Here is a 25,232-nt window from a genome sequence, read left to right as displayed (position 1 = left end):
ACAGAAGAATGGCTCTTTTTCTTATTGATAAATCTCTTTATATTTCTTGTACTCCGCTTCCGAACATAGTACGAAATGTCCCGGGCGAATTTCACGCATTGTTGGTGCTTCACTACCATAATTATGTTGTGATGGATCATATACGATACGTTTACGATTGCGCTCATAATCTGGATCTGGAAGTGGAATCGCTGATAATAGTGATTTCGTATATGGATGAATTGGATTCGCATATAATTCATCACTTGTTGTTAACTCAACGATTTGGCCACGGTACATTACACCAATACGATCACTAATGTATTTTACCATTGATAAATCATGGGCGATGAATAAGTATGTTAAACCTTTTTCTTTTTGTAACTTTTTCAGTAAGTTTACAACTTGCGCCTGAATCGATACGTCAAGTGCTGAGATCGGCTCATCGGCAATGATAAATTCTGGGTCTACAGCAAGCGCTCGAGCGATACCGATACGCTGACGTTGTCCACCTGAGAATTCGTGTGGGAAACGGTTTGCGTGCTCTTTATTTAAACCAACTGTGTTTAATAGTTCATGAACACGGTCCATGCGCTCTTTTTTACTTTTCGCTAATCCGTGAATATCAATACCTTCTGCGATAATATCCCCTACTGTCATACGAGGATTTAATGATGCGTATGGATCTTGGAAAATCATTTGCATTTTACGGTTGAATTTCTTCAGTTCTGCGCGTGATTTCTTACCATGTACGTTTTCACCATCGAACAATACTTCACCAGCAGTTGCATCATATAAACGAATAATCGTTCTTCCAGTTGTCGATTTACCACAACCTGATTCTCCTACAAGACCAAATGTTTCTCCGCGGTAAATATCAAATGAAATATCATTAACCGCTTTGACAACACCACCACTCACGTCGAAGTGCTGCTTTACATTTTTTACTTCAATTAATTTCTCACGTTGTTTAGTCATGTTGTTCACCTGCTTTCATTTGAAGAATGCGTTTTTCAACGACTGCTGGCGGTTTTACTTCTGGAGCTTGCTCGTGAAGTAACCAAGTTGCCGCATAGTGCGTATCACTTACTTTAAATAAAGGTGGGTCCATTTCAAAATCAATTTTCAGTGCCTGTGGGTTACGTGGTGCAAAAGCATCTCCCTTTGGCGGCTTCAATAAATCTGGAGGCGTTCCAGGGATTGCATATAACTCTTCTTCTGAACCATCTAAACTTGGCATAGATGCGATTAAACCCCAAGTATATGGATGTTTCGGATTGTAGAAAATTTCATCTACAGTTCCAATTTCAACAACTTTACCAGCGTACATAACTGCCACTCGGTCCGCAACGTTTGCTACTACACCTAAGTCATGCGTAATGAAAATGATTGCTGCTTCTGTTTTTTGCTGAATGTCTTTCATAAGTTCTAAAATTTGCGCCTGAATCGTAACGTCTAGCGCTGTTGTCGGCTCATCGGCAATTAATAATTTCGGGTTACAAGCTAACGCCATCGCAATAACTACACGCTGTCTCATACCACCTGAGAATTGGTGAGGATATTGTTTTAAACGAGCTTCTGGATTTGGAATACCTACAAGGTCAATTAATTCTAAAGCAACTTTACGTGCATCTGCTTTACTCATCCCTTGGTGTTTAATTAGACCTTCCATAATTTGATTTCCAATTGTCATCGTTGGGTTTAATGATGTCATTGGATCTTGGAAAATCATCGCGATATCTTTACCGCGTACTTGCTGCATTTCTTTTTCTGTTAATTTCGTTAAGTCACGACCTTCAAATACGATTTCACCATTTTTAATGCGTCCAGGAGGATTCGGAATTAATCCCATTAACGCTTTAGAAGTAACTGATTTCCCTGAACCAGATTCTCCTACAATCGCCAATGTTTCTCCTTTTTTCAAATCAAAAGTAACGCCGCGTACAGCTTGTACTTCACCTGCATGTGTATCAAAGGAGACTTGTAAATCTTTTACCTCTAACAATGTTTTCATCTTTGCCTCTCCCCTCTTTTACTTACGCATTTTTGGATCTAACGCGTCGCGTAATCCGTCTGCCATTAAGTTAAACGCTAAAATTAATATACTGATGACAACCGCAGGGATGAACATCATATGCGGATACGTTTGAATAGATTTATAACCATCATTTACAAGAGAACCTAGTGACGCAAATGGCGGCTGAATTCCTAAACCGATGAAACTTAAGAACGCTTCACCAAACACCGCTGATGGAATTGTAAACATTGTCATTACGATAATAGGTCCCATTACGTTTGGAATTAAATGTTTCACAATTAGTTGTGTATTTGTTGCACCTAATGTACGAGATGCTAATACATATTCTTGGTTTTTTAACTTTAAGATTTGCCCACGAACAATACGCGACATCCCTATCCAACCTGTAATCGCCATCGCGAGTGTAATTGACCAAATACCAGATCCCATAATGATTACCATTAAAATAACGATGATTAAGTATGGAATACCGTTAATAATCTCCATAATACGTTGCATAATGTTATCTACTCTACCGCCGTAGAATGCTGAAATACCTCCGTATGCAACCCCAATTACTAAGTCAATTGCTGCTGCTAAAAGAGCGATATATAATGATACGCGTGTACCTTCCCATGTTCTTGTCCATAAGTCACGGCCAAGATCATCTGTACCAAACCAGAAGTACTCTTTAATATCACGTTTTTCATATTGGTCAACACCATATTGATCTGTACCGTCAAATGGTAACCAATGAACATTTTCAATAACTGGAATTTTTGGTGGTAATTTCGCTCGACCTAAATCTTGCTCTTTATACGAGTGTTTACTTACCATCGGTCCAAAAATCGCTAATAGTGCAATGATAACTAATAATACAAGGCCAAGCATCGCACCTTTATGTTGGAATAAACGTCTTCTTACATCTTGCCAAAACGTTAGGCTTGGACGGGCAATGACTTCATTATCAACATTATTTTGATTGGCTTGTTGAAATAAATCTGGAGATAATTTTTGTACATCTTTCATCATTTTTTCCCTCCCGCTAAACGAATACGAGGATCAATAATTCCGTATAAAATATCGACAATGAAAATAACTAAAATGAAGATTGCACTATAGAAAATCGTAGTTCCCATAATAACTGTATAGTCATTTAAAGTAATCGATTTAACGAATTGTTCCCCAAGTCCTGGTACAGCATAAATTTGCTCGATAACAAGTGTTCCTGTAATTAATGCCGCAACCATTGGTCCTAAAATTGTTACAACTGGAATTAACGCATTACGAAGTGCATGTTTGACAATAATAACGCCTTGGCTAATTCCTTTCGCTTTCGCTGTTAAAATGTAATCGGCTTGCATAACTTCAATTAATTCTGCACGAGAGAAACGTGCGATTGTTGCGATAACTCCCATCGATAATGCAATTGTAGGCATTACAGTAAACTCTGGTCCTTTCCAGAATGCTACTGGGAACCAGCCAAGTTTTACCCCTACGAAATATTGCAGTAATGCGGCGAATACGAATGATGGTACCGACATTCCGAGTACCGAAATAACTGTTGCACTATAATCTACCCACGTATTATTACGAAGTGCGGCAACAATACCTAAAATTAAACCGATAAATGTTCCTAATATAATCGCTTGTAAACCTAATTGGGCTGATGGTCCAATACGATCCACAATCATGTCTGTTACTGGGCGGTTATCATATTGGAATGATACCCCTAAATCACCTTTTGCTAGGTTACCTAAGTAACGTGCGTATTGAACTGGTACCGGATCATTCAATCCGTATTTTTCAAGAATGATTTCTTTTTGTGCCGGTGATAGCTTCTCCTGGTTTTTAAGCGGAGAACCCGGAAGTAATTTCATCAAAAAGAAAGTCAGTGTAGTAATTAAAAATAATGTCAAAGCCATGTACACGAAACGTTTTAATACATAACGTCCCATATCAAGCACCTCCCCGTTTTTCTCAAAAGCAATAAGATAGTTTAAAATATTCTTACTTTTATTTTTTTAAAATAAGAGCATATGCCCATCATAGGCATATACCCTTGTAAACGATGGAAAAAAAGATTATTTTTGTTCAACAGATGCCCATTTGTAAGTTAATTTACCACCATAGTTAATTGGGATAATATCTTTTACGGCACCTTTTACTACATACGCTGAACCTTTTTGGAAGATTGGAGTGATAACTGCATCCTCTTTAATTAACATCTTCTCTACTTCTAGAAGGTTGTCCCAGCGAGCTTGTAAATCTTTTGTATCTGTTTTAGCTTTTAGGATTAACTCATCATATTTCTGATTAGAATACCCTGTTTTATTTTGAGAACCATTCGTAACAAACATATCTAAATATGAGATTGGATCTGGGAAATCTGGTCCCCAAATACCAAACGCAATATCATATTGCTGAGAATCTTCTAATTTATTTTTTTGTGCGAATGGTTGCTGTTTAATTTTAATTGATAAACCTGGTAAGTTCTTTTCCATCTCACCTTTTAAGAATTCCCCAACTTTTTTAGCATCTTCATTATCAAAGTTTAAGAATTCTAGTTCGATTTTATCAGTTCCAAGCTCTTTCTTCGCTGTTTCCCAAAGCTTTTTCGCTTCTTTTGGATTTGTTTCAACTAGCTTTCCATTTTCAGCTCGGAAATCTTTTTTATTCGGACCTTCAGCGAAATCTTTTCCAACAAATCCGTAAGCTCCAATTGCACCGTTATTTAAAATAACTTTTGCAATGTTATCACGGTCAAAGGACATTGAAATTGCTTTTCTTAAGTTTTTATTACTTAAGTACTGATTACTTTGATTAAATCTTAAGTAAGCAACCCCTGCTTCTTTTCTTGTTTGGAACTCTGGGCTTTTTCTAAACTTATCAACAAATTCAGACGTTAAAGCCGCTCGATCAATCGCGTTTGTCTCATATAAATTTACATCAGTTGCTGTATTTTTTACAATATTAAAGTTGATTTCTTCGATTTTAACCGTTTTATTATCCCAATATGAAGGATTCTTCTTGAATTGGAAACTTTGTTCATGTTTCCAATCACTCATAACGAATGGACCGTTATATAATGTTGTATTTGCCTCTAAACCAAATTTATCCCCTTGTGCTTTTACAAAGTTTTCATTTAGTGGGTAAAATACTGGATAAACTGTTAAATCGATAAAGTAAGGAACGGGATTGTCTAATTCTACTTCTAATGTATAATCATCAATCGCTTTTACACCTAATTGGTCAGCAGGTAATTCTTTTTTATGAATTTTCTCTGCATTTTTAATATCGAACATAATGTACGAATACGTTGCTTTTGTATCTGGATTTACTGCTCTTTTCCATGAATACACAAAATCTTTAGCTGTTACAGGTTCCCCATTCGACCATTTCGCATCTTTTCTTAATTTAAATATGTATTTCTTCCCATCATCTAGCTTTTCGACATCTTCTGCAACTCCAGGCATTCTCTTTTGATCTTTGCCAATACGATATAAACCTTCCATCGTATTATTTAATGCTGTAGAAGATGAAGAATCAGATGCCAATGATGCATCCATTGACGGAATTTCAGATAACTCTGTTAAATTAAGAATCTGTTTTCCGTTACTACTACTCGTAGCGTTCTCTTTCCCTTTTGCTTTTGCGTCATCTTTTTGGTAGCTACACGCGCTAAGCAACATACTTGCAGTTAAAGTTGATGCAAGTAATAACGGTATCTTTTTCTTCATGTTGTGTTGCCTCCCCTAATTGCACTTCCTGTACCCTCACTTGTTAAAAAGTAGAATTGAAAGAATAATCTCCAAGTTTCTACAATTTTCATTATACATATAATATAACAATTGTGAATATAGTTTTTTGTTTTTTTGTTAAAATTTTTAATAAAATATTTATATTTTTAATTTTTCGTAAAGGGATACATTAACATTGCTACCATCATCTTAAAATCAGACCTTTAATTGCGTATAATTTTCAAAAAATTAATCCTAGTACTTATTATAGCTTTTATAGTATAATAATTCTAGTAATATTTTGACGGAGGGGAATATTTTGAATAAAGTTTTTTTTCATACTTGTATACTAATTTTTATAGCGATGATTGCTTCTAGTATTGGTGCATTCCTCATTTCATCTCAATTTTTGTTGAACTTTGTCAACATTTTGTTTTATATTGCACTGTTTTTTATTCTTATCGGCGGTTTTTTATACATATTTCAAAATGGTTTTTTCAATGTAACCATTTACGCATTCCAAAGAGTATTTGGTACGAACAAAAAGATTGACTCTTTAATTGAAGAAGTCGAGGAACCTACAGATAAGAAAGAACGTATTTATAAAACATATTCATTCAAATGGACATATCCAATTTGTATTACAGGTATCTTCCTTGGGTTGTTCTCGACCCTCATTAGCTTTACTATTTTGATGTAGTTTGCAAACACTATCCCATATGATATAATAATCAGCAAAACATTTTGTTATAAAACTTTAGTTCTTTCATATTAAAAGAGCTCAAGTAACAATAAATAAATTTATATGTATGCGATGATAAAGAAGAGTACATATTGAGGCAATTTCAGAGAGCTTGTGGTTGGTGTGAACAAGTAATTGTACAGTATGGAATGGGCTTTTGAGCACCAAACCGAACCGAAAGTAGTAGGCTTTGGCGTTATATCCAAACGTTATTATGGATTAGAGAGATTTCACAGTAGTGAAATAATTAGGGTGGTACCACGGTCCATTCGTCCCTATAGTTTTTGGGATGAATGGGCTTTTTTGTTTGCCTTCTCTTCCCCACATCACGCATTCTATTTTAGGAGGAATTACTTATGTCAGTTATCTTTTCTGGTATTCAACCAAGTGGAACGATTACACTTGGAAACTATTTAGGAGCAATGAAGCAATTTACAGAGCTTCAAAATGAACACGACTGTTATTTCTGTATTGTAAACCAACATGCGATTACAGTACCTCAAGATCCCGTCGGGCTTCGTAAAAACATCCGCAGTCTTGCTGCACTTTATGTAGCATGCGGCATCGATCCTGAAAAAGCTACTTTATTTGTACAATCAGAAGTACCAGCACACGCTCAACTAGGATGGATCATGCAATCTGTTGCTTACGTTGGAGAATTAGAACGTATGACGCAATATAAAGATAAAGCTTCTGGTAGAGATTCAGTTCCAGCTGGATTACTTACGTATCCACCATTAATGGCTGCTGATATTTTACTTTACAACACTGAAATCGTGCCGGTTGGTGATGACCAAAAGCAACATATCGAATTAACACGTGACTTAGCAGAGCGTTTCAACAAACGTTACCGCGAAATCTTCACAATGCCTGAAATTCGCATTCCAAAAGTAGGAGCTCGCGTTATGTCATTAACAGAGCCTACGAAAAAAATGAGTAAATCTGATCCGAATCCAAAATCAATGATTAGTATGCTTGATGAGCCAAAAACAATTGAAAAGAAAATTAAGAGTGCTGTAACTGACTCTGAAGGTATCGTGAAATTTGATAAGGAAAACAAACCTGGTATCTCTAATTTATTAACCATCTACTCTTCATTCTCTGGAAAAACAGTTGAAGAAATCGAAGCAATGTACGAAGGAAAAGGATACGGCGACTTCAAAGGCGACCTAGCGCAAGTAGTCGTAGAAGCTATTCGTCCAATCCAAGACAAATATAACGAACTAATCAACTCACCAGAACTAGACGAAATCCTAGACAAAGGTGCAGAAAAAGCAAACCGCGTTGCATTCAAACAACTACGCAAAGTAGAAAACGCAATGGGACTAAGCAGAAAACGTAGGTAACATATAAAGCGGAGGCAGCTCGTTCAGCTCTGACTGGATAAGGTTCTTTCGCATAGAAGACGCTTTTTGTCTTCTTATGCGGAAGGTTCTTAGACACGAAGAGCTCGCTGCCGGAGCTGGATTTCTACAAAAAGCGGAGGCGACTGCTTAGCCCTGACGGCTAAGGTTCTTTCCCACAGAAGGTGCTTTTTACCTTCTTGTGGGGAAGGTTCTTAGACGCGAAGAGCTCGTTTAGAATGTGAGGGGGATGGAGCTCCTGACGTAGAGGCGCTTTTTGCCTCGCAGGGAGGCGCGAAGCCACCGAACATTCTTGCCGCTGGAACTAGATTTCTACAAAATTAAAAAACCGCCAATTGGCGGTTTTTTAATTTACCTTTTGCTCATTTTCCATTTCCCATAACTTTTCAAAAAATGGCTGTCCTTTTACGAGACGCTCGCATAATTGTTCGTGCTTATCAGACCAGCCAGCTTTCGCTTCATCATACAGCTTAGCCCAAATATCTTCAAATTCCATATGTTGAACCATTCCATATGCTGATGGATCCCACTCTGTGAACCAATAGCGAATTTCTGCTGTGTTTTTCGTTGTATGTAATTGATCTAACGCCATAAATAATAATTGTTTTAGCTGTCTTTCTTTACGAGTCAAGCCATTCATAATGAAAGGCGATGGTGATAAAATATGATGTTCTTTTTCTGTTTCTTCTACTTGGAACTCATACTTTTCTGCTTGTACGTTTTCTACCATCTCATATACCATCTGCTCTTGGCGTGGTATAAGTCTACTTTTGCGAATTGGTACATTGTAACCAATTGTGTCAATGGCAATAATGCCTTTCCCATCTGTAACAACAAAGCAATACTCTTGCTGCAAACGTTCATGATTTTTACGAATATAAGCCTTATGATGTACGTCTTCCAGCATTTTTTGCGGAAGCTCTAACAATTCGTTCTCGATGTAATGATATAATGTGGCATCTACTTTTAATAATGGCACTTGATCTAATAGCTCAATCGTATCATCTTTCCGCCATTCGTAAAAATGACAAACGTTATACCCATTCTCTTCACCTTCAAACCAATTTACCCATACATCATGTAGATATAACATTCACTACCCCTCACTTCACTACTGTTTGTACCAATCATTATGTTCATTTTTGCTTAACTTTATTCCACTTGAGGAAATATATTCTAATTATTATTTTTTCTTCTATTAATACTAAAAAAACAGGAAATAGAATTCCTGTTTTTTTATATATGAAATGTATTTGCTTTATTCAATATTTCTTTTGCATCTATAGATAATAAAGAAAGTGTATCTTCTCCTTCCAAAGTTACACAATCTTTGACAATATGAAATCCAAGCGCATAGCCAAGCATCTTCGGATAAGAGTGAAAGCCATTTAATAAGATGTCATGTTCCCTTGTTCCTCGTTTTATACTTATTCTTTCATGTACAACATTTTTCCAATAATAAACAGCCTCTTCTTTTGAAAGATACGCCGTCCACGGTGCATTGTTTTTTTCTGTATACCTTTCTGTTACTGCTTGTTCCGCTAGCCCTTCCATAATCATCGTATCAAGTAATGTATATTCTGTTTCTTTCGTCTCAATTTGATGTAACCTGCATATGTGATGATATTCATGCGCCAATAACACTTTTAATTCTTCTACCGAATTCCGCCCACATACGAATAAGAAAATAACATGACGCATAGATAATCCAGCCCTACCGTTATACTCTTCTTGTACAGTTCGATTATAGGAATCTGATAATAAAATAAAGACAGGGACATCTGGACCTTTTAACCAATTTTTCAGTTTATCATACTCCAGGCTCAATTCTTTCCAAATTTCCTTTTCCTCTAATTCTTTAATTTCCTTTTCTCCGCGCATGATCGGGCGATACATCCCTTTTGAAATTAAAAAGCGATACAACCTTTCTTTTGGCAACGGAATATACTTCGTAAATTTCTCACAAAGTTTTTCTGGCCGTCCATAATATAAATGTAGCCATTCAGCTGTTTCAACAATCCCCATCTTTATCCCTCCTTTTTCTTATGTATATGCTACAGGAGAAAAAGGCGTAAAAATAAATAAGGAGTTTTTTCGCAATCTATTGCGAAAAAACTCCTTATTTCATCGATTATTTATACGATTTAAATACTAACACTGCGTTATGACCACCGAATCCTAATGAGTTACTTAATACTGCATTTACTTCTTGGTGTCTCGCTTGATTTGGTACGTAATCTAAGTCACATTCTGGATCTGGTGTCTCATAGTTAATTGTTGGAGGAATTACTCCGTCTGTAATTGATTTAATAGAGAAAATCGCTTCAACAGCACCAGCTGCTCCTAATAAGTGACCTGTCATTGATTTCGTTGAGCTAATCGCTACTTTATACGCGTGCTCGCCGAAAGTTTCTTTAATTGCCATCGTTTCATATTTTTCATTCGCATCAGTACTTGTACCGTGCGCATTAATGTAATCAATATCTTCTGGCTGTAGGCCTGCATCAGCTAAAGCTTGACGCATTGCACGCACTCCGCCTTCCCCACCAGGAGCAGGCATTGTAATATGGAACGCATCTCCAGTTGCACCATAACCAGCAATTTCCGCGTAAATGTGAGCACCGCGTGCTAATGCGTGCTCTAATTCTTCAAGAATTAGAATACCTGAACCTTCACCCATTACGAAACCGCTACGGTTTTTATCAAATGGACGGCAAGCCGTTGCTGGGTCTTCATTAAATGTTAATGCTTTCGCTGAGCTAAATCCTGCGAATGCCATACTTGTTAGCGGTGCTTCTGCTCCGCCTGTAATCATTGCATCAGCATCACCACGCTGAATTGCTTTAAATGCATCACCAATTGAGTTTGCACCAGATGCACAAGCCGTTACAGAACAAGTGTTAATTCCTTTTGCTCCTGTTGCGATTGATACTTGACCTGCTGCCATATCTGGAATCATCATCGGCACGAAGAATGGGCTCACGCGGCGTGGGCCTTTCTCAGTAAAAATCTTAAATTGTTCTTCGTATGTTTCCATACCGCCAATACCAGATCCAATCCATACACCAATTCGAGGTCCGTTTTCTTCTGTAATTTCAAGCTTTGCATCTGCAACTGCCATTTTCGCTGCTGCTACTGCATATTGTGTAAAGCGATCCATACGGCGCGCTTCTTTTTTATCAATATATTTCTCGACTTCAAAGTCGTTAATTTCCGCTGCTACTTTTGCTGGAAATAGTTCTGGATCAATTCTTGTAAGTCGCCCGATTCCAGATACACCCTTTTTAATGTTTTCCCACGCTGTTTCAACATCTGTTCCGACCGGTGTAACAGCTCCTAGTCCTGTAATTACGACCCTCTTTTTTTCCATACAAAATACACTCCTTTTTTTCTCTCAGTCCTTATTTACCCCAACGAAGAGCGACTGCTCCCCATGTTAATCCGCCGCCAAAACCAACAAGTATAATTAAATCACCGTCTTGAATACGTCCGTTTTGCAATTCCTCTACCATTGCAATCGGAATTGAAGAAGCTGATGTATTACCGAACTTCTCAATCGTCATACTCATTTTTTCTTGTGGTAAATTTAACCTCTCTCTTGCAGATTCCATAATACGAATGTTTGCTTGATGCGGTACTAAGAAATCCACATCTTCTTTCGTAAGACCAGCTTTATCTAAAACGCGAAGACAAGAATCACCAAGTTGACGAACGGCAAATTTAAACACTTCTCTGCCATTCATCATAACATACTCGTCTTGATAAAGGTGCTTGCCGCCACTTCCGTCTGCTCCTAATTCAAAAGATAGAACGCCTTTACCTTCTGAAACAGCTCCCATTACGACAGCACCGGCTCCGTCTCCAAATAGTACTGCTGTATTTCGATCGTTCCAGTCTACAATTTTAGATAGTTTATCACTACCAACTACTAATACATTTTTATACGTTCCTGTTTGAATAAATTGCTGCGCTGTAATCATTCCGTACATAAAACCAGCACATGCTGCACTTAAATCCATTGCGGCTGCATGTTTCGCTCCTATTGCTTCTTGAATTACACAAGCAACTGCTGGAAAAGCACGATCTGGTGTTACTGTTGCTACTAAAATAAGATCGATATCCTCTCCGCTAATTCCTGCATCTTCAAGTGCTTTTTTAGAAGCCTCTACGGCCATATATGAAGTATCTATTGTATCATCGGCAATGCGTCTTTCTGCAATTCCCGTTCTCGTACGAATCCATTCATCGGATGTTTCCATTATTTTCTCTAAATCGTGATTTGTGACTACTTTTTCTGGCACATATCTTCCGATCCCTAAAATGCCCACGTTCACATCGCAGCCCTCCGTTTTATATCAATTATTATGACTTGGTACTAATTTTAAAACATAAATGTATTTTTGTCTAGAATATATTTCGCATAAAACAGAAAGCTAACGCATTATTCACGTTATTTTTCATTAAAAGAAACAGAAACATACCTCTCAAATATAAAAAGACTCAAACCGCTTCTATTTACAGTTCGATCCTCTCTTTCATCTAAAAAGATGCTTTTTTATTCTTTATCTGCTTTCCTTCTAAACTAGAGAGTTCTCCTCACTACTTTTCCTTTATCCTCTTCATATCTCTGGTTTTCCACCAGGCAAGAATAAAAAAGGCCCTGACCGCTTCTATCCACGGTTCGGGCCTCTCTTCCATCTTAAAAAGATGCTTTTTATTCTTTATCTGCTTTCCTTCTAAACTAGAGAGTTCTCCTCACTACTTTTCCTTTATCCTCTTCATATCTCTGGTTTTCCCCCAGGCGAGAATAAAAAAGGCCCTGACCGCTTCTATCCACGGTTCGGGCCTCTCTTCCATCTTAAAAAGATGCTTTTTATTCTTTTATTCTTTATCTGCTTTCCCGAGCTCATAGGCCTCGTTCATAACTTTCATTAACAACTCTAACACCGGCTGTGCCTTCTCCATATCAAGTGCAATTCCATTATCATCTAAAATTGCCTTTGCTTCCGGTAAATGCTTCATTGCGATTTGTAAAAACTGCATGCTTTTTTCGTTCATATTATGCTCTTCCTCTCCATTAAAACTTTCACATACAATAGTGTAACACGCGTACTACCCTTCGTATAACTCTTTATATTTTTTCATGTGTGCCAGTTGCTTATTTAAACCGTATTCTAACGGAGTATTTCTTTTTATTGAAATTACCTTGATAGCCTCATCTCTTACTTCGTTATTATTTTTATTTACTTTATCATCCGCGCGTAAAAGATTCATACCTTTTTCCCATAATGACTGTTTACCACTAAGTAAATTGTATATACCAAGATGCGCCCCGTTCGTTCCATTTTCCCATAAGTATTCACATACATCTTCAACGTAAAGTAAATCATTCCCCTTTTCCTCAATCGTACAACGGCACTCTTTTTCACCTAATTCTGATAAAATAAGCTGATGAAACATCATAAAGGACGGTTGCCACGGTCCATATAATGTTGGAACTCGAAATACACTATATTGTAAATTCCCTTTTTTCAATCCTTCTTCTACTTTCAAAAATAGTCGCTTATTTTCGGATTCATCTGTACTGCCTACTTCAATAGAAGAAATTAAATTTAACTTCACTTTTTGTTCTTCACACATTCTTATAATTCGCTTTAAATATTGTAATATGACTCTTTCATTCCGAAATCCACTTTGCTGATTTGGCTCATATAAGCAAAAGTAAACAGTATCGAATCTCTCTTCCTCAACCGATCTCCATCCATCTTCATCTCTTATCGAATAATACGTAAATAATGCATTTCGCCCAATTAATAATAACTTCTCTTCATTAATTTTGGTCATACTATCGAATTCATCAAAATCAAGACCATATACTTCCACTTCTTCTGCAATCATTTTATTTACAAGGTGATAACCTACAAACGTAAGTGCACCTACAATTAGCACGCGTTCCATACCACCAACCCTTTCCCTCTGAAACAAATAGCTCCTCATTTATGTATATGGGAGCTTCATAATTCTTCTTCATATTTTTTAAAGAAATCGGTCGTTTGCCTAACCATTTTATATTTCACATCTTGCAGATGGAACAAGACAGAAGTATCACATTGATTTAGTTGCCTCATTTTCTCATATCTACGCAACTGCTGTTTTCTTCCTCTTTTTTCTTGTGTTGATACGAAAATTTTAACAGGTACACAAGATGGAAGAAGCGTAAATGATTTCTTATTTATTTTTGATTCTAATTCTTCTTCTTTGGCATCATACGCCAAACTTAATTCCTTCACGAGTCTCTTGTAAAAAAACTTATGCTCTTTCTCAAACTCCACATATTCTGGTAAATCTAAACACGGATTTAACATAATGACAGAGCGTATACACTCAGGGTATTTGTTCATCATTTCGAGTGCTACAAGTGCTCCCATACCATCTGCCATAATGTGCATTTTCGCATTCAATGTCTCTTTTCTCAACACAACGTCATATAAACGTTTCGCTAGACGAACAGATTGGTCGTTTCCCCAATGTCTTCCGTATAAATTAGAAGAAAAGACTGTGTAGCCTTGCTCAATAAGGCCATGTAAAAAATAAGATCTACCCGCATGCTGTGTCCATAAACTTGTACCATTCTCAATAAAGTAGTTATAATCACCGAGGAGCATAACAGAAAATCCATTTGGCTTCTCCGGTAAATAAATGACACATGGTTCTTTTTCTAAGTAAAAAAAACGTTCCGTAATACTCATTTTTCCCCCGCCTTATTTTCTAAACATATAAAACCACTCTTTTATAATGTATGAACGGAATGCAAATTTGCGTTGAAAAATCTACAAATATTTTTCTATATTCTTTTTTCAATTGTGTTACAATAAGGACAGATTGAACGAATAGAGGTGTAAAATATGCGTTTCATTTGGGCATTAATTTGGTCGTTCTTACTTGTACATATGATGAGCTATGTAATCGGCTCTATGACTGGCGGTACATACGACTTTAACCAAGCGTCTATTTTCTCAGTTGTTCTTGCTGTGTTAGTACTAGCAATTTCAGCTGCAATTCCAAACGAACCAGTAGAACAACACTAAAAAAAGAGTCCGGATTTTATCCGAACTCTTTTTTATTTTTATTTCACATGAACGACTAACTCGTTATTTTCTACATCAACAACTACGTGACTATTATCAGTAATTGTTCCTGCAATTAATTCTCGTGCTAATTTCGTTTCCACTTGACGCTGTACGTATCGTTTTAATGGACGAGCTCCGTACATTGGGTCGAAACCTGCTTCCACAACAAATTCTTTTGCTGCATCTGTTAATTCTACTGTAATGTGACGGTCAGCTAGACGACCTTGTAGTTCTTTTACAATTTTATCAACAATGCCTTTAATTTCATTCGTTGTAAGAGGTTTGAATAAAATAATTTCATCCACACGGTTTAAAAATTCAGGGCGGAAATGTCCTCTTAATTGCCCCATTACAAGGTCTCTTGATTCCTCTTTAATGGAACCATCTTCTTCTAATCCATCTAGTAAATGAGCAGATCCAATATTTGAAGTCATAATAATAACTGTATTTTTAAAGTCCACTGTACGGCCCTGTGAATCTGTAATGCGTCCATCATCTAACATTTGTAATAAAATGTTGAATACTTCTGGATGTGCTTTTTCAATTTCATCTAATAAAACAACGGAATATGGTTTACGTCTTACCGCTTCTGTTAATTGACCGCCTTCTTCATATCCTACATATCCAGGAGGTGCACCAATTAAGCGAGACACGGCGTGTTTTTCCATATACTCAGACATGTCAATGCGAATCATTTGCTCTTCACTATCGAATAAAGACTGGGCTAACGTTTTTGCAAGTTCTGTTTTACCAACACCTGTTGGTCCTAAGAAGATGAAAGAACCAATCGGGCGGTTCGGATCTTTAATACCAGCGCGAGCACGAAGAACTGCGTCTGACACTAAGCTTACTGCTTCCTCTTGTCCGATGACACGCTCTGATAAGATTTGCTCTAAGCGTAATAATTTCTCGCGTTCACCTTCCACGAGTTTCGCAACAGGAATACCAGTCCAGCGTGAAACAATATCTGCAATTTCTTCTTCACTTACTTCCTCACGTAATAAACGATTTTCTTGTTTATTATGCGCGCCCATTTCTTCCGCTTCTTTTAACTCTTTTTCAATTGCGGGAATTTTCCCGTGACGAAGTTCGGCTGCTTTATTTAAATCGTAATTGCCTTCTGCTTCTTCTAATTCACGACGCAAACGTTCTAAATGTTCACGTAAGTCACGAACTTTGTGAATGTCTTCTTTTTCTTTCTCCCATTTCGCTCTCATGCCACTTGCAACTTCTTTTAAATCCGATAATTCACGTTGCAATGTTTTTAGACGCTCTTGGCTACCACGATCCGTTTCTTTCCCAAGAGCTGCTTCTTCAATTTCCAGCTGCATAATGCGGCGCGTTACTTCATCTAATTCTGTTGGCATAGAATCAATTTCTGTACGAATTGTTGCACACGCTTCATCAACAAGGTCAATTGCTTTATCAGGTAAGAAGCGATCTGAAATATATCGATCTGATAAAACTGACGCTGCTACAATCGCACGGTCATGAATATTTACACCGTGATAAATTTCAAAGCGTTCTTTTAATCCACGTAAAATGGAAATTGTATCTTCAACAGTTGGTTCTTCTGCTAATACTTGTTGGAAACGTCTTTCTAGCGCTGGATCTTTCTCAATATATTTGCGATATTCATCGAGCGTCGTCGCCCCGATACAATGCAGTTCACCGCGCGCAAGCATCGGTTTTAACATATTTCCTGCATCCATGGCTCCCTCTGTTTTACCAGCTCCAACTATTGTATGAAGTTCATCAATGAATAATAAAATGCGTCCTTCACTCTTTTTAATTTCATTTAATACAGCTTGCAGACGCTCTTCGAACTCACCACGGAATTTCGCACCTGCTACGAGCGCACTCATATCTAACGCAAAAATCGTTCTATCTTTCAATCCTTCAGGTACATCCTTTTTCACGATACGCTGTGCTAGCCCTTCAACGATTGCTGTTTTACCAACACCTGGCTCCCCAATTAAAACAGGATTGTTTTTCGTTTTACGTGAAAGAATACGAATTACACGTCGTATTTCACTATCACGGCCGATTACAGGATCGATTTTCCCTGCTCTCACTTCCGCCACTAAATCACGGCCATATTTTTCTAACGCTTCATAAGTTGCTTCTGGATTTTGACTCGTCACTCTTTGATTCCCCCGAACTGTCATTAAAGACTGTAATAAGTTATCTTTCGTAATATGCAATCTTGTAAATAATTGATTTATATCGCCTTTTTCTTCAGAAAAAGCAAGCAATACATGTTCTACTGAAATGTAATCATCCTGCAGTTTTTCTGCTTCTTTTCCTGCTCTTACAAGAAGTTGTTGCAGAGCGCTCGTTACATACAATTTTCCAACTTCTGCACCGCTCCCCGTTACAGAAGGTTTCTTTTTAATTAAACTTTCAGCACCTTGCTTTAATGCTTCTATATCAACATTCATTTTTTGAAATATACGTACTGCTAATCCATCTTGCTCTTCTAATAATGCAAGTAATAGATGAACAGTATCCACCTCTTGGTGATGATGAGATACCGCTAAAGATTGGGCACTCATAATCGCCTCTTGTGTTTTTGTTGTCATTTGATTTAAGTCCATCTTTACAGCCCTCCAAAAGTTTGACTTTCTTTGACCTTTGATTTGATTATACGCCAACTGACTTTTTTATACAATAATTTTGCCTATGTATTTTCAAACTTATTATTTGAAAAAGAAAAAGAGAGCATTCATTATACTGCTAAAAAATACGGTAAATGAAATTACAATGTGTAACGACAAAAAAGCCGCAATAATGATTGCGGCTTCTGTTACGGTTTTCTTTTATATGTCCACTGGCGGTTATGATTCGTGTTATCCGGAAACTTTTCACCGGCAGTTAATTTCACCATTTGCGGATCTTTCACCATACTTCCCGTTTCACCAATTTCTACGTAAATGCCATCATTCGGCGCTTTTTGTCCAGAACGAAACCTGCGATTTTGTCCCATCTTCATTCTCCTTCCATGACGTCTTGCCTCATTAGTATATCCATTTTAAAAGAAAGCTTTTCTGTCATGTTTAGGAAACAGTACTACATCTCATTCTTGTACATATATATGAATGACACAAGCGTAAGCAGGGATTTCTTTCCTACCTGTAGAAAAAAAAGAAACCAACCTACTCTAGGCTAGTTTCAAAGGAGAGTCAAACATATACGAGAAGATTACATGTTCATTATATGCCTCATCACACGAGCAATGTAACCCTTTTCACAATTTGTACATAATGAAAGAAACATTGTTTGAACTTTCTAAAAAGATGTTGACTTTTCTTAATTTCCAACGATAAATAGTAGACACCACAGCACTTTGAGACGTAAGATGGATATATAGCGAAATTTCCATCTATGGTGATTTCACCGAGTCTAACCTCTTATTTCTGCATATTAAAAACGGAAATACAGATAGATACAAAAAAATTATTATAAGAGGTGAAATTATGAACAAACAACATTTAATCGCATTAGACTTAGACGGCACTTTATTAACAGACAACAAAATAATTTCCACTCGAACGAAACATACAATTGCAAAAGCAAAGGAACAGGGACATATTGTTGTTATTTCAACAGGACGTCCATTCCGTGCTAGTTATGATTACTATAAAGAACTTGATCTTAACACACCTATCGTAAACTTTAACGGCGCTTACGTACATCATCCTCTTGATTCAAACTGGGGAACACATCACTCTCCTCTTGAGCTAGCAACAGCGCAAGAAATTGTCCGAGCTTGCTTTGATTTTGGCGTAAAAAATATATACGCGGAAGTAATGGACGATGTGTATGTTCGTGAAATTGATGAAGATAAAAAACATATTTTCGAATTCGGCTCTCCTAAGATTTTTACGGGAGACTTATTAAATATTTTAAACGATCATCCAACTTGCTTATTAATTGACGCACATGACGAGCATTCTACTGCAATTCGTCAACATTTAACCGATATGCATGCGGAAGTAATCGACCATAGAAAATGGGGCGCACCTTGGCCGATTATTGAAATTGTGAAAAGCGGATTAAATAAAGCAGTTGGATTACAAAAAATTTCTAGTCATTACAACATTCCACAAGAGCGCATTATCGCTTTCGGTGATGAAGATAATGATTTTGAAATGATTGAATTTGCTGGTCACGGCATCGCAATGGGAAATGCCATCCCTGAATTAAAATCACTCGCAAACCATACGACGTTAACGAACGAAGAAGATGGTATTGCTTTATATTTAGAAGAGGTTCTTGGGTTGTAATCTAAAAATTCCCTACTTATAGTTTCCTGCCAAATGTCCATACTATAAGTAGACGCATGAGACATCGCGTCGATTGTTTTCAGCTAAATAAAGGGGGTTTTTCGAATGGGTAAAAAGAACAAATCAAAACGTTTTATCCAACAAGGAGCCGATGCTGTTATGAAGCATGATGCAAGATTCCCGTACAGAGGTACATTAGCTGAGGCAGAAAAAGCAAGAAGTAACTCTTCTTTTGGAGGGGTTTAAATGGGGAACTTACTATTCCAACAAGCTAGAGATGCTGTTGAAAATGCCGTATCTTGTTCAAGCGGTACTGAGCAACAAGATCTCGTGTATAGAGCAAAAAATGCTTTGCAATCCGCTTACGCAAACTCTTCAACTGCTGAAAAAGTTCAGCTCCGTGAAATGCAAGAGCAATTGCAAAACATTACGAATTTACATTAAAAAAGAGGACCAACTTTGGTCCTCTTTAATCTTTCCGAAACAATCCGAACACCCCAACTGTTTGCAGTATATTTGTAAATGCACCTGGGTCCACTTGTTTAATAATCCTCTCTAATTCGTATAACTCATAACGAGTAATAACCATCATTAACATTTCTTTATTTTCATTCGTATAAGCACCTGTTGCTGGTATCGTTGTAATCCCTCTTACTAATCGCGAGTGAATCGCCTTTCTTACATCTGCCCCATTCTTCGTAACAATTAATGCTGTAATCTTTACATGACGAGTATGAATTGCATCAATAATTCTCGTTGATACATATAAAGTCACTAGCGTATATAACGCTTTTTCCCATCCATATACATAGCCAGCAGCGATAATGATAATTGCATTAAAAAAGAAAAAGTATGTACCGACAGGCTTATCTTTTATTTTTGATAAAATCATGGCGATAATATCTAATCCACCTGTAGAAGCACCCCACTTTAAAGCAATCCCTACTCCAATTGCCGAAATAATCCCGCCAAAAATCGCATTTAATATGATATCATTCGAAACCGCTCTAACAGGGATGATTTCTAGAAACAGAGTCATAAATATAACACAAAGAAAACTAAAAAAGGTGAAGGCCTTTCCAACCTTTTTCCACGCTAAAATAACGACAGGAATATTAAATAAGCTAAACAATACTCCCGTAGATATGTGAATCGATAAAAAATCACCTAATATTTGTGATAATAATTGAGACAATCCAGCAAAGCCGCTCGCATACACTTTTGCTGGCGTTAAAAATAAATTCATCCCAATCGCGTTTAATAAACCTGCGATGATTACAACGATTAACTTCTTTATAAGTTCAGTATAATTCAACTTCAAATCCATTTCGAATCCACCTTTACCCTTCATAAATGCACCGCTATACATAGTCTTTACGAAAAAGGAAATGATAAACGTACAACGTTTAGAAATGGAGTTGATACATATGCCACATACGAGTGATAACGACAAAAAAGCACGTGATAATAACGCAAAACGCACACAAAAAAATGAGCAAGAGCAAAAAAATATTCAGCAAGGTAAACGTGCATACTCTAAAAAGACCGATCACCTTTGATTCCATCGTACATCAACAATTATGTTGATGTACTTTTTTACATTTTAAAGGAAAAAACATTAAAAATTCACTTCATGTTCACTTCTATATTCTACAATAGCGATAACATATTCGGATGAGGTGTTGGCATGAGAGGGAAACATATTTTCATTATTACTGCACTAATAAGTATATTGATGCTATCTGCTTGCGGACAAAAGAATGGCTCAGCTACAGTCGCTACAGCAACAGACTCCACCATTACAAAGGATAACTTCGAAAAACAATTGAAAGATCGTTACGGAAAAGACATGCTATACGAAATGATGGCACAAGACGTCATCACAAAAAAATATAAAGTACCTGATGAAGAGGTAAATAAAGAAGTAGAAAAAGTAAAAAAACAATATGGAGATCAATTCAAAAAAGTATTAGAAAATTATGGTTTAAAAGATGAAGAGGATTTCAAAAATCAAATTAAGTTCAAACTTGCTATGAATGAAGCGATTAAGAAAAGCATTACAGAAAAAGACGTAAAAGACCACTATAAGCCAGAAATTAAAGCGAGTCACATTTTAGTAAGTGACGAAAATGAAGCGAAAGAAATAAAGAGTAAACTAGATGCTGGTGCTTCATTTGAAGAATTAGCAAAACAAGAATCACAAGATCTGCTATCAAAAGATAAAGGTGGAGACCTTGGATACTTCAATTCAGGTACAATGGCTCCTGAATTCGAAACCGCTGCCTACAAACTAAATGTTGGACAAATTAGCAATCCCGTAAAATCATCAAACGGTTATCACGTTATTAAATTAACTGATAAAAAAGATTTAAAACCTTACGATGAAGTAAAAAACTCTATTCGCAAAAACTTAGAGGAAGAACGTACTGCTGATCCTGTATTCAGCAAAAAATTGTTACAAGAGGAATTAAAAAAGGCAAATATTAAAATAAATGATAGTGATTTGAAAGATACATTTACTCTTGTTTCTCCGCAAGGAAATTAAAAAAGCACAACCTTATTTTTTTAAATAAGGTTGTGCTTTTTAATCTTTCATCTACTTTATTTCTTAAAGTAAGTCCAACCTTCTTCTTGGTAAACCTTTTCTTCTTTCATCAACTTACCAAGTGCACGCTTAAATGCAGCTTTACTCATGTTAAAGCGTTCTTTAATATCTTCTGGATGGCTCTTATCCCAAAACGGCATTGCTCCGCCTCGTTCTTCCATATATGCATAAATTACTGCAGCATCGTCTTCCATTCCTTCTTCTTTACGAGGAAGAAGTGAAATGTTAATTGTACCATCATCTTTCACGTCAATAATACGGCCCGTTACACGCTGACCGATGCGAACTTGTTCTTTTCTTTCTGTATGGTGTAAGAAAGCACGGAAATGCTCATCAGTTAGTATGAATGAACCAACTTGAAGCGAACGATATACACGTCCATTTACGTTTTTATTACGCATAGATGGCGTTGCATCTACGATAATTTCTTGCATATCACTGTCTCTTGCCGGAAGAGCAATTAAACGATCACGATTCGTTAATTTTAACGTACAATATAATTCGTCGCCTACTTCTGGCCATACTGGCATATAAATCGGGAACTCATCAGCTGGAATTAGTATATCTTTTGACACACCAATATCAACAAACACACCTAAACTAGGAATAACTTCTACAACCTTTACCCAGTTCCAATCATAAGTTGTAATAATCGGTTCCTTCATTGTTGCTGAAATACGATTTTGGTGATCAAGGTATAAGAATACATCAATCGTATCGCCTTCTTCAATTTCTCCAGCTACTTCGTTTTTATGTAGGAAAATTTCCTCTTCTTCATTCCCAACCATATATCCGATTTCCGTTTCGCGTAAAACAGTTACCTGTTCAATCGATCCTATTTGCAAATACATATTTTTTAATTCCCTTCTATATATATAAAATTATCTTTTTTATCATTCCAAACAAAAGTTAATTATAACATGATTTTTCCTGTATTTGTCCAACTGCCCAAAATTCACTATAATAAAATAAGGTTACATGAATATAAGTACGAAAACACTTAAGTCTAGACTCGTTTTCAGCTATACTTTAGTATGTACAGTACATAACAAGATTAGAAATTTATTTGGAGGTGCTAACTATGGCAAAAGATAGTTCTTTTGACATCGTTTCGAAAGTAGAATTACCTGAAGTAACAAACGCAATTAATATCGCATTAAAAGAAATACAAAACCGATATGACTTTAAAGGAAGTAAAAGTGATATTAAATTAGAAAAAGAAGTACTTGTTTTAACTTCTGATGACGAGTTTAAATTAGAGCAAGTAAAAGACGTTCTTATCTCTAAACTTGTAAAACGTAACGTTCCAATTAAGAACTTAGATTACGGAAAAGTTGAAGCTGCAACTGGCAACACTGTTCGCCAACGCGCAACACTTCAACAAGGTATCGATAAAGATAACGCTAAAAAAATTAACAACATCATTAAAGAAATGAAATTAAAAGTAAAAACACAAGTACAAGATGATCAAGTACGTGTTACAGCGAAAAGCCGTGATGACTTACAAGCAGTAATCGCAGCTGTTCGTAGCGCTGATTTACCAATCGACGTACAGTTCATTAACTACCGCTAAAAAGAAAACTCCTCTTAATTAGAGGAGTTTTTTGTTTTGTAGAGACAATATTCCGAGAACAAACCATAGAAAAATGGTATATGCGGTGAAAATCACTAAGTGAACAGAGTCTAACCATACGAATACTTTACAAGTGAGCGCATGATTAAACTAGGCCTTATTGTAGAATTTGTTTTATACATGTGTTTAGCAGACCTTATTGAAAATAAGAAAAATATACCTTAAGACGTTTCCCCTTCAATTTGAATTACTTTTCTTAATAACCACATCCTGGGCCAAAGTCATCTTAAAAATCGCTGTAACTCATAATTCCTCTCCCCGCCAAAACGTAACAATTTATGAGTATAAGAATATTTCCCAACCTTTAATGTAATGTAAAATTAGTAAGGATCTAAAAAATGTTAATTAAAAAAGAGTTAGAAGTGGTTTTTTGAAGAAATTAATATTATGGTTTTTATTAGCCACATTCTCCCTAAATACTGTAGGATGTTCTAATAATACGAATACACTAACGGATAAATCTAACTGTATCAACAAAGCTTGGTACAAAAAAAATATGTCATGTAATCATTTAAAAAACATTAAATAGTTAATGATAAAGATCTAAAGAAAAGACACCCCAAAGTACCTTCCTCCGACTTGAACCAATAATATTCGGATGGATTTAAAAAGAAGCATACATCTTTAATAAAGATGCAGGCTTCAAAATAAAAAAGTACGCTAAAGCGCTAAGTAAACTCTTATTCAAAAATTTATATTAAGCACTAATATTTTAGAAGCAAGTTTATAAGTATAAAACCTACAGAGATTTCCCCTGTAGGTTTTATTATATTTCAAGTGATTTCCAAATGAATTATGAGTGACTTTTTTCAGTTTGGTTTTCAAAATATTTTTCTTTAACCATTTTTATCAGATTTTCTTTTTCTGTTAGTTCAAATATAAATAATGCTTTTTTCATGTTATTTGCAACATCTTCTTCATTAGGTTGTTTAAGTTTCAATAAATTCCAAGCTTTTCCATAGTATAATTCACCTAGTAAATATAAAGTATTTAGATTAATAGCTAGTTTGATACCCATATCATTGTATTTTACTGCCTCTTCATGTTGATTTGCATGACCTAAAATTTTTGCTAAATTAAAAATAATTTTCAATTTAATTTCTTTATCTCTAGGAAAATCTAACTTATTAAAATTAGTTAAACACCTTCTTAATATATTAATACTTTTTTCATATTCTTTATTTTCCCCATGGAATATAGCAATTGTCTGCATAATATCTATTTCTCTTTCTGATAAAAAATCAGAATTAGTTACAGTTAATTTTAATGCATTATTTAAAAAATCTAAAGCAGTTTTTATTGATTTATCCACCATAAATATAGCAATCGCTTCATGCCATATTAAAAATTGTTTATCTTCTGTTGATTGGAAGTTATTTTCGTTTTTCTCTTTTTTCACTATTTCATAAAGTTCTTTGTATTGTTTTTGCTTTAAGCAATCTTTTATTACGCATTTTACATTTTCTACATATTTTAATTTTTTGTTTTGAGTTAATGCAAATATATTATTTGGGTCAATACCAAGTCTTTCTGATAATTGATATAACAATATACTAGATGGATAAATCACACCTTTTTCTATTTTGCTAATTTGACTTTGCGAACATATTCCATGACATAATTCGGATTGTGATATATTTTTTTAATTCTAAGCTCTTTAATGGTAATACCCAAATCGTAAAACTCCATTTTCCCACCTACTATTTAGCACTGTATTAGTATAAGAGTATTATCTA

25 protein-coding genes, 1 pseudogene and 1 other annotated feature are annotated in these 25,232 nt (G+C 35.9%); of the genes and pseudogenes, 9 read left to right on the top strand and 17 right to left on the bottom strand.

The features are described from left to right. Positions 1-21: 21 nt before the first annotated feature. From ACTFRM_RS02400 to ACTFRM_RS02380, 5 genes are all read right to left on the bottom strand, one after another. A complete protein-coding gene (locus tag ACTFRM_RS02400) occupies positions 22-957 on the bottom strand; it encodes an ABC transporter ATP-binding protein (protein WP_000166348.1) in 936 nt (311 codons plus the stop codon). Next, positions 950-1,993, bottom strand: coding sequence for an ABC transporter ATP-binding protein (locus ACTFRM_RS02395; RefSeq protein ID WP_000854346.1), 1,044 nt, complete (start codon positions 1,991-1,993; stop codon positions 950-952). Before ACTFRM_RS02395 ends, ACTFRM_RS02400 begins: the two co-directional genes overlap by 8 nt. An 18-nt stretch (positions 1,994-2,011) precedes the next feature. Beyond that, positions 2,012-3,028 carry an oligopeptide ABC transporter permease gene (gene opp3C, locus ACTFRM_RS02390; protein WP_000974106.1) on the bottom strand — a complete coding sequence of 339 codons (1,017 nt, stop codon included), beginning with the start codon at positions 3,026-3,028 and terminating at the stop codon, positions 2,012-2,014. Further along, positions 3,025-3,954: an oligopeptide ABC transporter permease gene (gene opp3b / locus ACTFRM_RS02385; protein WP_000534167.1), complete on the bottom strand. Its 930-nt coding sequence runs from the start codon at positions 3,952-3,954 to the stop codon at positions 3,025-3,027. Before opp3b ends, opp3C begins: the two co-directional genes overlap by 4 nt. A 126-nt stretch (positions 3,955-4,080) precedes the next feature. Beyond that, on the bottom strand, positions 4,081-5,736 hold the full coding sequence (locus tag ACTFRM_RS02380) for a peptide ABC transporter substrate-binding protein (protein ID WP_000727217.1): 1,656 nt from the start codon (positions 5,734-5,736) through the stop codon (positions 4,081-4,083). Positions 5,737-6,055: 319 nt separating this feature from the next. On the opposite strand from ACTFRM_RS02380, the gene ACTFRM_RS02375 reads away from it, so the two are divergent. Together ACTFRM_RS02375 and trpS are read left to right on the top strand one after the other, a co-directional pair. Then, the gene (locus tag ACTFRM_RS02375) at positions 6,056-6,436 is read left to right on the top strand and encodes a DUF3899 domain-containing protein (RefSeq protein WP_001044997.1); all 381 of its coding nucleotides are present in this window, start codon (positions 6,056-6,058) and stop codon (positions 6,434-6,436) included. A gap of 105 nt (positions 6,437-6,541) precedes the next feature. Beyond that, positions 6,542-6,758 (top strand) — a binding site (T-box leader). Between the two features lie 76 nt (positions 6,759-6,834). Continuing rightward, entirely contained in the window at positions 6,835-7,824 is a 990-nt protein-coding gene (trpS, locus tag ACTFRM_RS02370; RefSeq protein WP_000110982.1) for a tryptophan--tRNA ligase, read from the top strand. 364 nt (positions 7,825-8,188) lie between these two features. Here trpS and ACTFRM_RS02365 read toward each other — a convergent pair whose 3' ends face one another. The 7 genes from ACTFRM_RS02365 to ACTFRM_RS02335 all read right to left on the bottom strand — a co-directional run bounded on the left by ACTFRM_RS02365 (position 8,189) and on the right by ACTFRM_RS02335 (position 14,591). Continuing rightward, positions 8,189-8,935, bottom strand: a complete 747-nt coding sequence (locus tag ACTFRM_RS02365) for a YjbA family protein (protein WP_050252206.1) — start codon at positions 8,933-8,935, stop codon at positions 8,189-8,191. A 143-nt stretch (positions 8,936-9,078) separates the two neighbouring features. Continuing rightward, entirely contained in the window at positions 9,079-9,867 is a 789-nt protein-coding gene (locus ACTFRM_RS02360; RefSeq protein WP_000513277.1) for a DUF2268 domain-containing protein, read from the bottom strand. A 106-nt stretch (positions 9,868-9,973) separates the two neighbouring features. Beyond that, complete coding sequence (gene fabF / locus ACTFRM_RS02355) at positions 9,974-11,212, bottom strand: beta-ketoacyl-ACP synthase II (RefSeq protein ID WP_000412656.1); 1,239 nt, start codon at positions 11,210-11,212, stop codon at positions 9,974-9,976. A gap of 31 nt (positions 11,213-11,243) precedes the next feature. Further along, positions 11,244-12,176: a beta-ketoacyl-ACP synthase III gene (gene fabH / locus ACTFRM_RS02350; RefSeq protein WP_001100547.1), complete on the bottom strand. Its 933-nt coding sequence runs from the start codon at positions 12,174-12,176 to the stop codon at positions 11,244-11,246. A gap of 547 nt (positions 12,177-12,723) precedes the next feature. Then, positions 12,724-12,900 carry a ComZ family protein gene (locus tag ACTFRM_RS02345; RefSeq protein ID WP_001986215.1) on the bottom strand — a complete coding sequence of 59 codons (177 nt, stop codon included), beginning with the start codon at positions 12,898-12,900 and terminating at the stop codon, positions 12,724-12,726. 54 nt (positions 12,901-12,954) lie between these two features. Continuing rightward, positions 12,955-13,827, bottom strand: a complete 873-nt coding sequence (locus tag ACTFRM_RS02340) for an NAD-dependent epimerase/dehydratase family protein (protein ID WP_002204825.1) — start codon at positions 13,825-13,827, stop codon at positions 12,955-12,957. A gap of 29 nt (positions 13,828-13,856) precedes the next feature. Then, a complete protein-coding gene (locus tag ACTFRM_RS02335) occupies positions 13,857-14,591 on the bottom strand; it encodes a hydrolase (protein ID WP_000028712.1) in 735 nt (244 codons plus the stop codon). Between the two features lie 156 nt (positions 14,592-14,747). Here ACTFRM_RS02335 and ACTFRM_RS02330 point away from each other — a divergent pair, with 156 nt between their 5' ends. Continuing rightward, a complete protein-coding gene (locus tag ACTFRM_RS02330; RefSeq protein ID WP_001211116.1) occupies positions 14,748-14,930 on the top strand; it encodes a YjzD family protein in 183 nt (60 codons plus the stop codon). Positions 14,931-14,968: 38 nt separating this feature from the next. On the opposite strand, the gene clpB is transcribed toward ACTFRM_RS02330, so the two are convergent. Together clpB and ACTFRM_RS02320 are read right to left on the bottom strand one after the other, a co-directional pair. Further along, positions 14,969-17,569: an ATP-dependent chaperone ClpB gene (gene clpB / locus ACTFRM_RS02325; protein ID WP_000365401.1), complete on the bottom strand. Its 2,601-nt coding sequence runs from the start codon at positions 17,567-17,569 to the stop codon at positions 14,969-14,971. Positions 17,570-17,778: 209 nt separating this feature from the next. After that, positions 17,779-17,958: a YjzC family protein gene (locus ACTFRM_RS02320; RefSeq protein WP_000531421.1), complete on the bottom strand. Its 180-nt coding sequence runs from the start codon at positions 17,956-17,958 to the stop codon at positions 17,779-17,781. A gap of 490 nt (positions 17,959-18,448) precedes the next feature. On the opposite strand from ACTFRM_RS02320, the gene ACTFRM_RS02315 reads away from it, so the two are divergent. The 3 genes from ACTFRM_RS02315 (at position 18,449) to ACTFRM_RS02305 (ending at position 19,702) form a co-directional block, all read left to right on the top strand. Further along, on the top strand, positions 18,449-19,258 hold the full coding sequence (locus ACTFRM_RS02315; RefSeq protein WP_001041232.1) for a Cof-type HAD-IIB family hydrolase: 810 nt from the start codon (positions 18,449-18,451) through the stop codon (positions 19,256-19,258). Positions 19,259-19,363: 105 nt separating this feature from the next. Next, a complete protein-coding gene (locus tag ACTFRM_RS02310; RefSeq protein WP_000516816.1) occupies positions 19,364-19,504 on the top strand; it encodes a hypothetical protein in 141 nt (46 codons plus the stop codon). Next, on the top strand, positions 19,505-19,702 hold the full coding sequence (locus ACTFRM_RS02305; protein ID WP_000527407.1) for a DUF3813 domain-containing protein: 198 nt from the start codon (positions 19,505-19,507) through the stop codon (positions 19,700-19,702). Between the two features lie 25 nt (positions 19,703-19,727). Here ACTFRM_RS02305 and ACTFRM_RS02300 read toward each other — a convergent pair whose 3' ends face one another. Further along, entirely contained in the window at positions 19,728-20,585 is an 858-nt protein-coding gene (locus ACTFRM_RS02300) for a YitT family protein (RefSeq protein ID WP_000364431.1), read from the bottom strand. 100 nt (positions 20,586-20,685) lie between these two features. On the opposite strand from ACTFRM_RS02300, the gene ACTFRM_RS02295 reads away from it, so the two are divergent. Together ACTFRM_RS02295 and prsA are read left to right on the top strand one after the other, a co-directional pair. After that, on the top strand, positions 20,686-20,817 hold the full coding sequence (locus tag ACTFRM_RS02295) for a DUF3941 domain-containing protein (protein ID WP_001120851.1): 132 nt from the start codon (positions 20,686-20,688) through the stop codon (positions 20,815-20,817). A gap of 128 nt (positions 20,818-20,945) precedes the next feature. Next, a complete protein-coding gene (prsA, locus tag ACTFRM_RS02290) occupies positions 20,946-21,803 on the top strand; it encodes a peptidylprolyl isomerase PrsA (RefSeq protein WP_025687955.1) in 858 nt (285 codons plus the stop codon). 56 nt (positions 21,804-21,859) lie between these two features. On the opposite strand, the gene ACTFRM_RS02285 is transcribed toward prsA, so the two are convergent. Continuing rightward, the gene (locus ACTFRM_RS02285) at positions 21,860-22,714 is read right to left on the bottom strand and encodes a CvfB family protein (protein WP_000281260.1); all 855 of its coding nucleotides are present in this window, start codon (positions 22,712-22,714) and stop codon (positions 21,860-21,862) included. Between the two features lie 230 nt (positions 22,715-22,944). On the opposite strand from ACTFRM_RS02285, the gene ACTFRM_RS02280 reads away from it, so the two are divergent. Then, positions 22,945-23,436 (top strand): YajQ family cyclic di-GMP-binding protein, encoded by a 492-nt coding sequence (locus ACTFRM_RS02280; protein WP_001040149.1) that lies wholly within the window; start codon positions 22,945-22,947, stop codon positions 23,434-23,436. A gap of 853 nt (positions 23,437-24,289) precedes the next feature. On the opposite strand, the pseudogene ACTFRM_RS02275 reads toward ACTFRM_RS02280, so the two are convergent. Further along, positions 24,290-25,185, bottom strand: a pseudogene (locus ACTFRM_RS02275) (helix-turn-helix domain-containing protein). Positions 25,186-25,232: the final 47 nt, after the last annotated feature.

It is taken from the genome of Bacillus cereus group sp. MYBK227-1, from assembly GCF_051916325.1.
Taxonomy (GTDB): Bacteria; Bacillota; Bacilli; order Bacillales; family Bacillaceae_G; genus Bacillus_A; species Bacillus_A cereus.
This window is presented reverse-complemented; position numbering and strand designations above follow the sequence as displayed.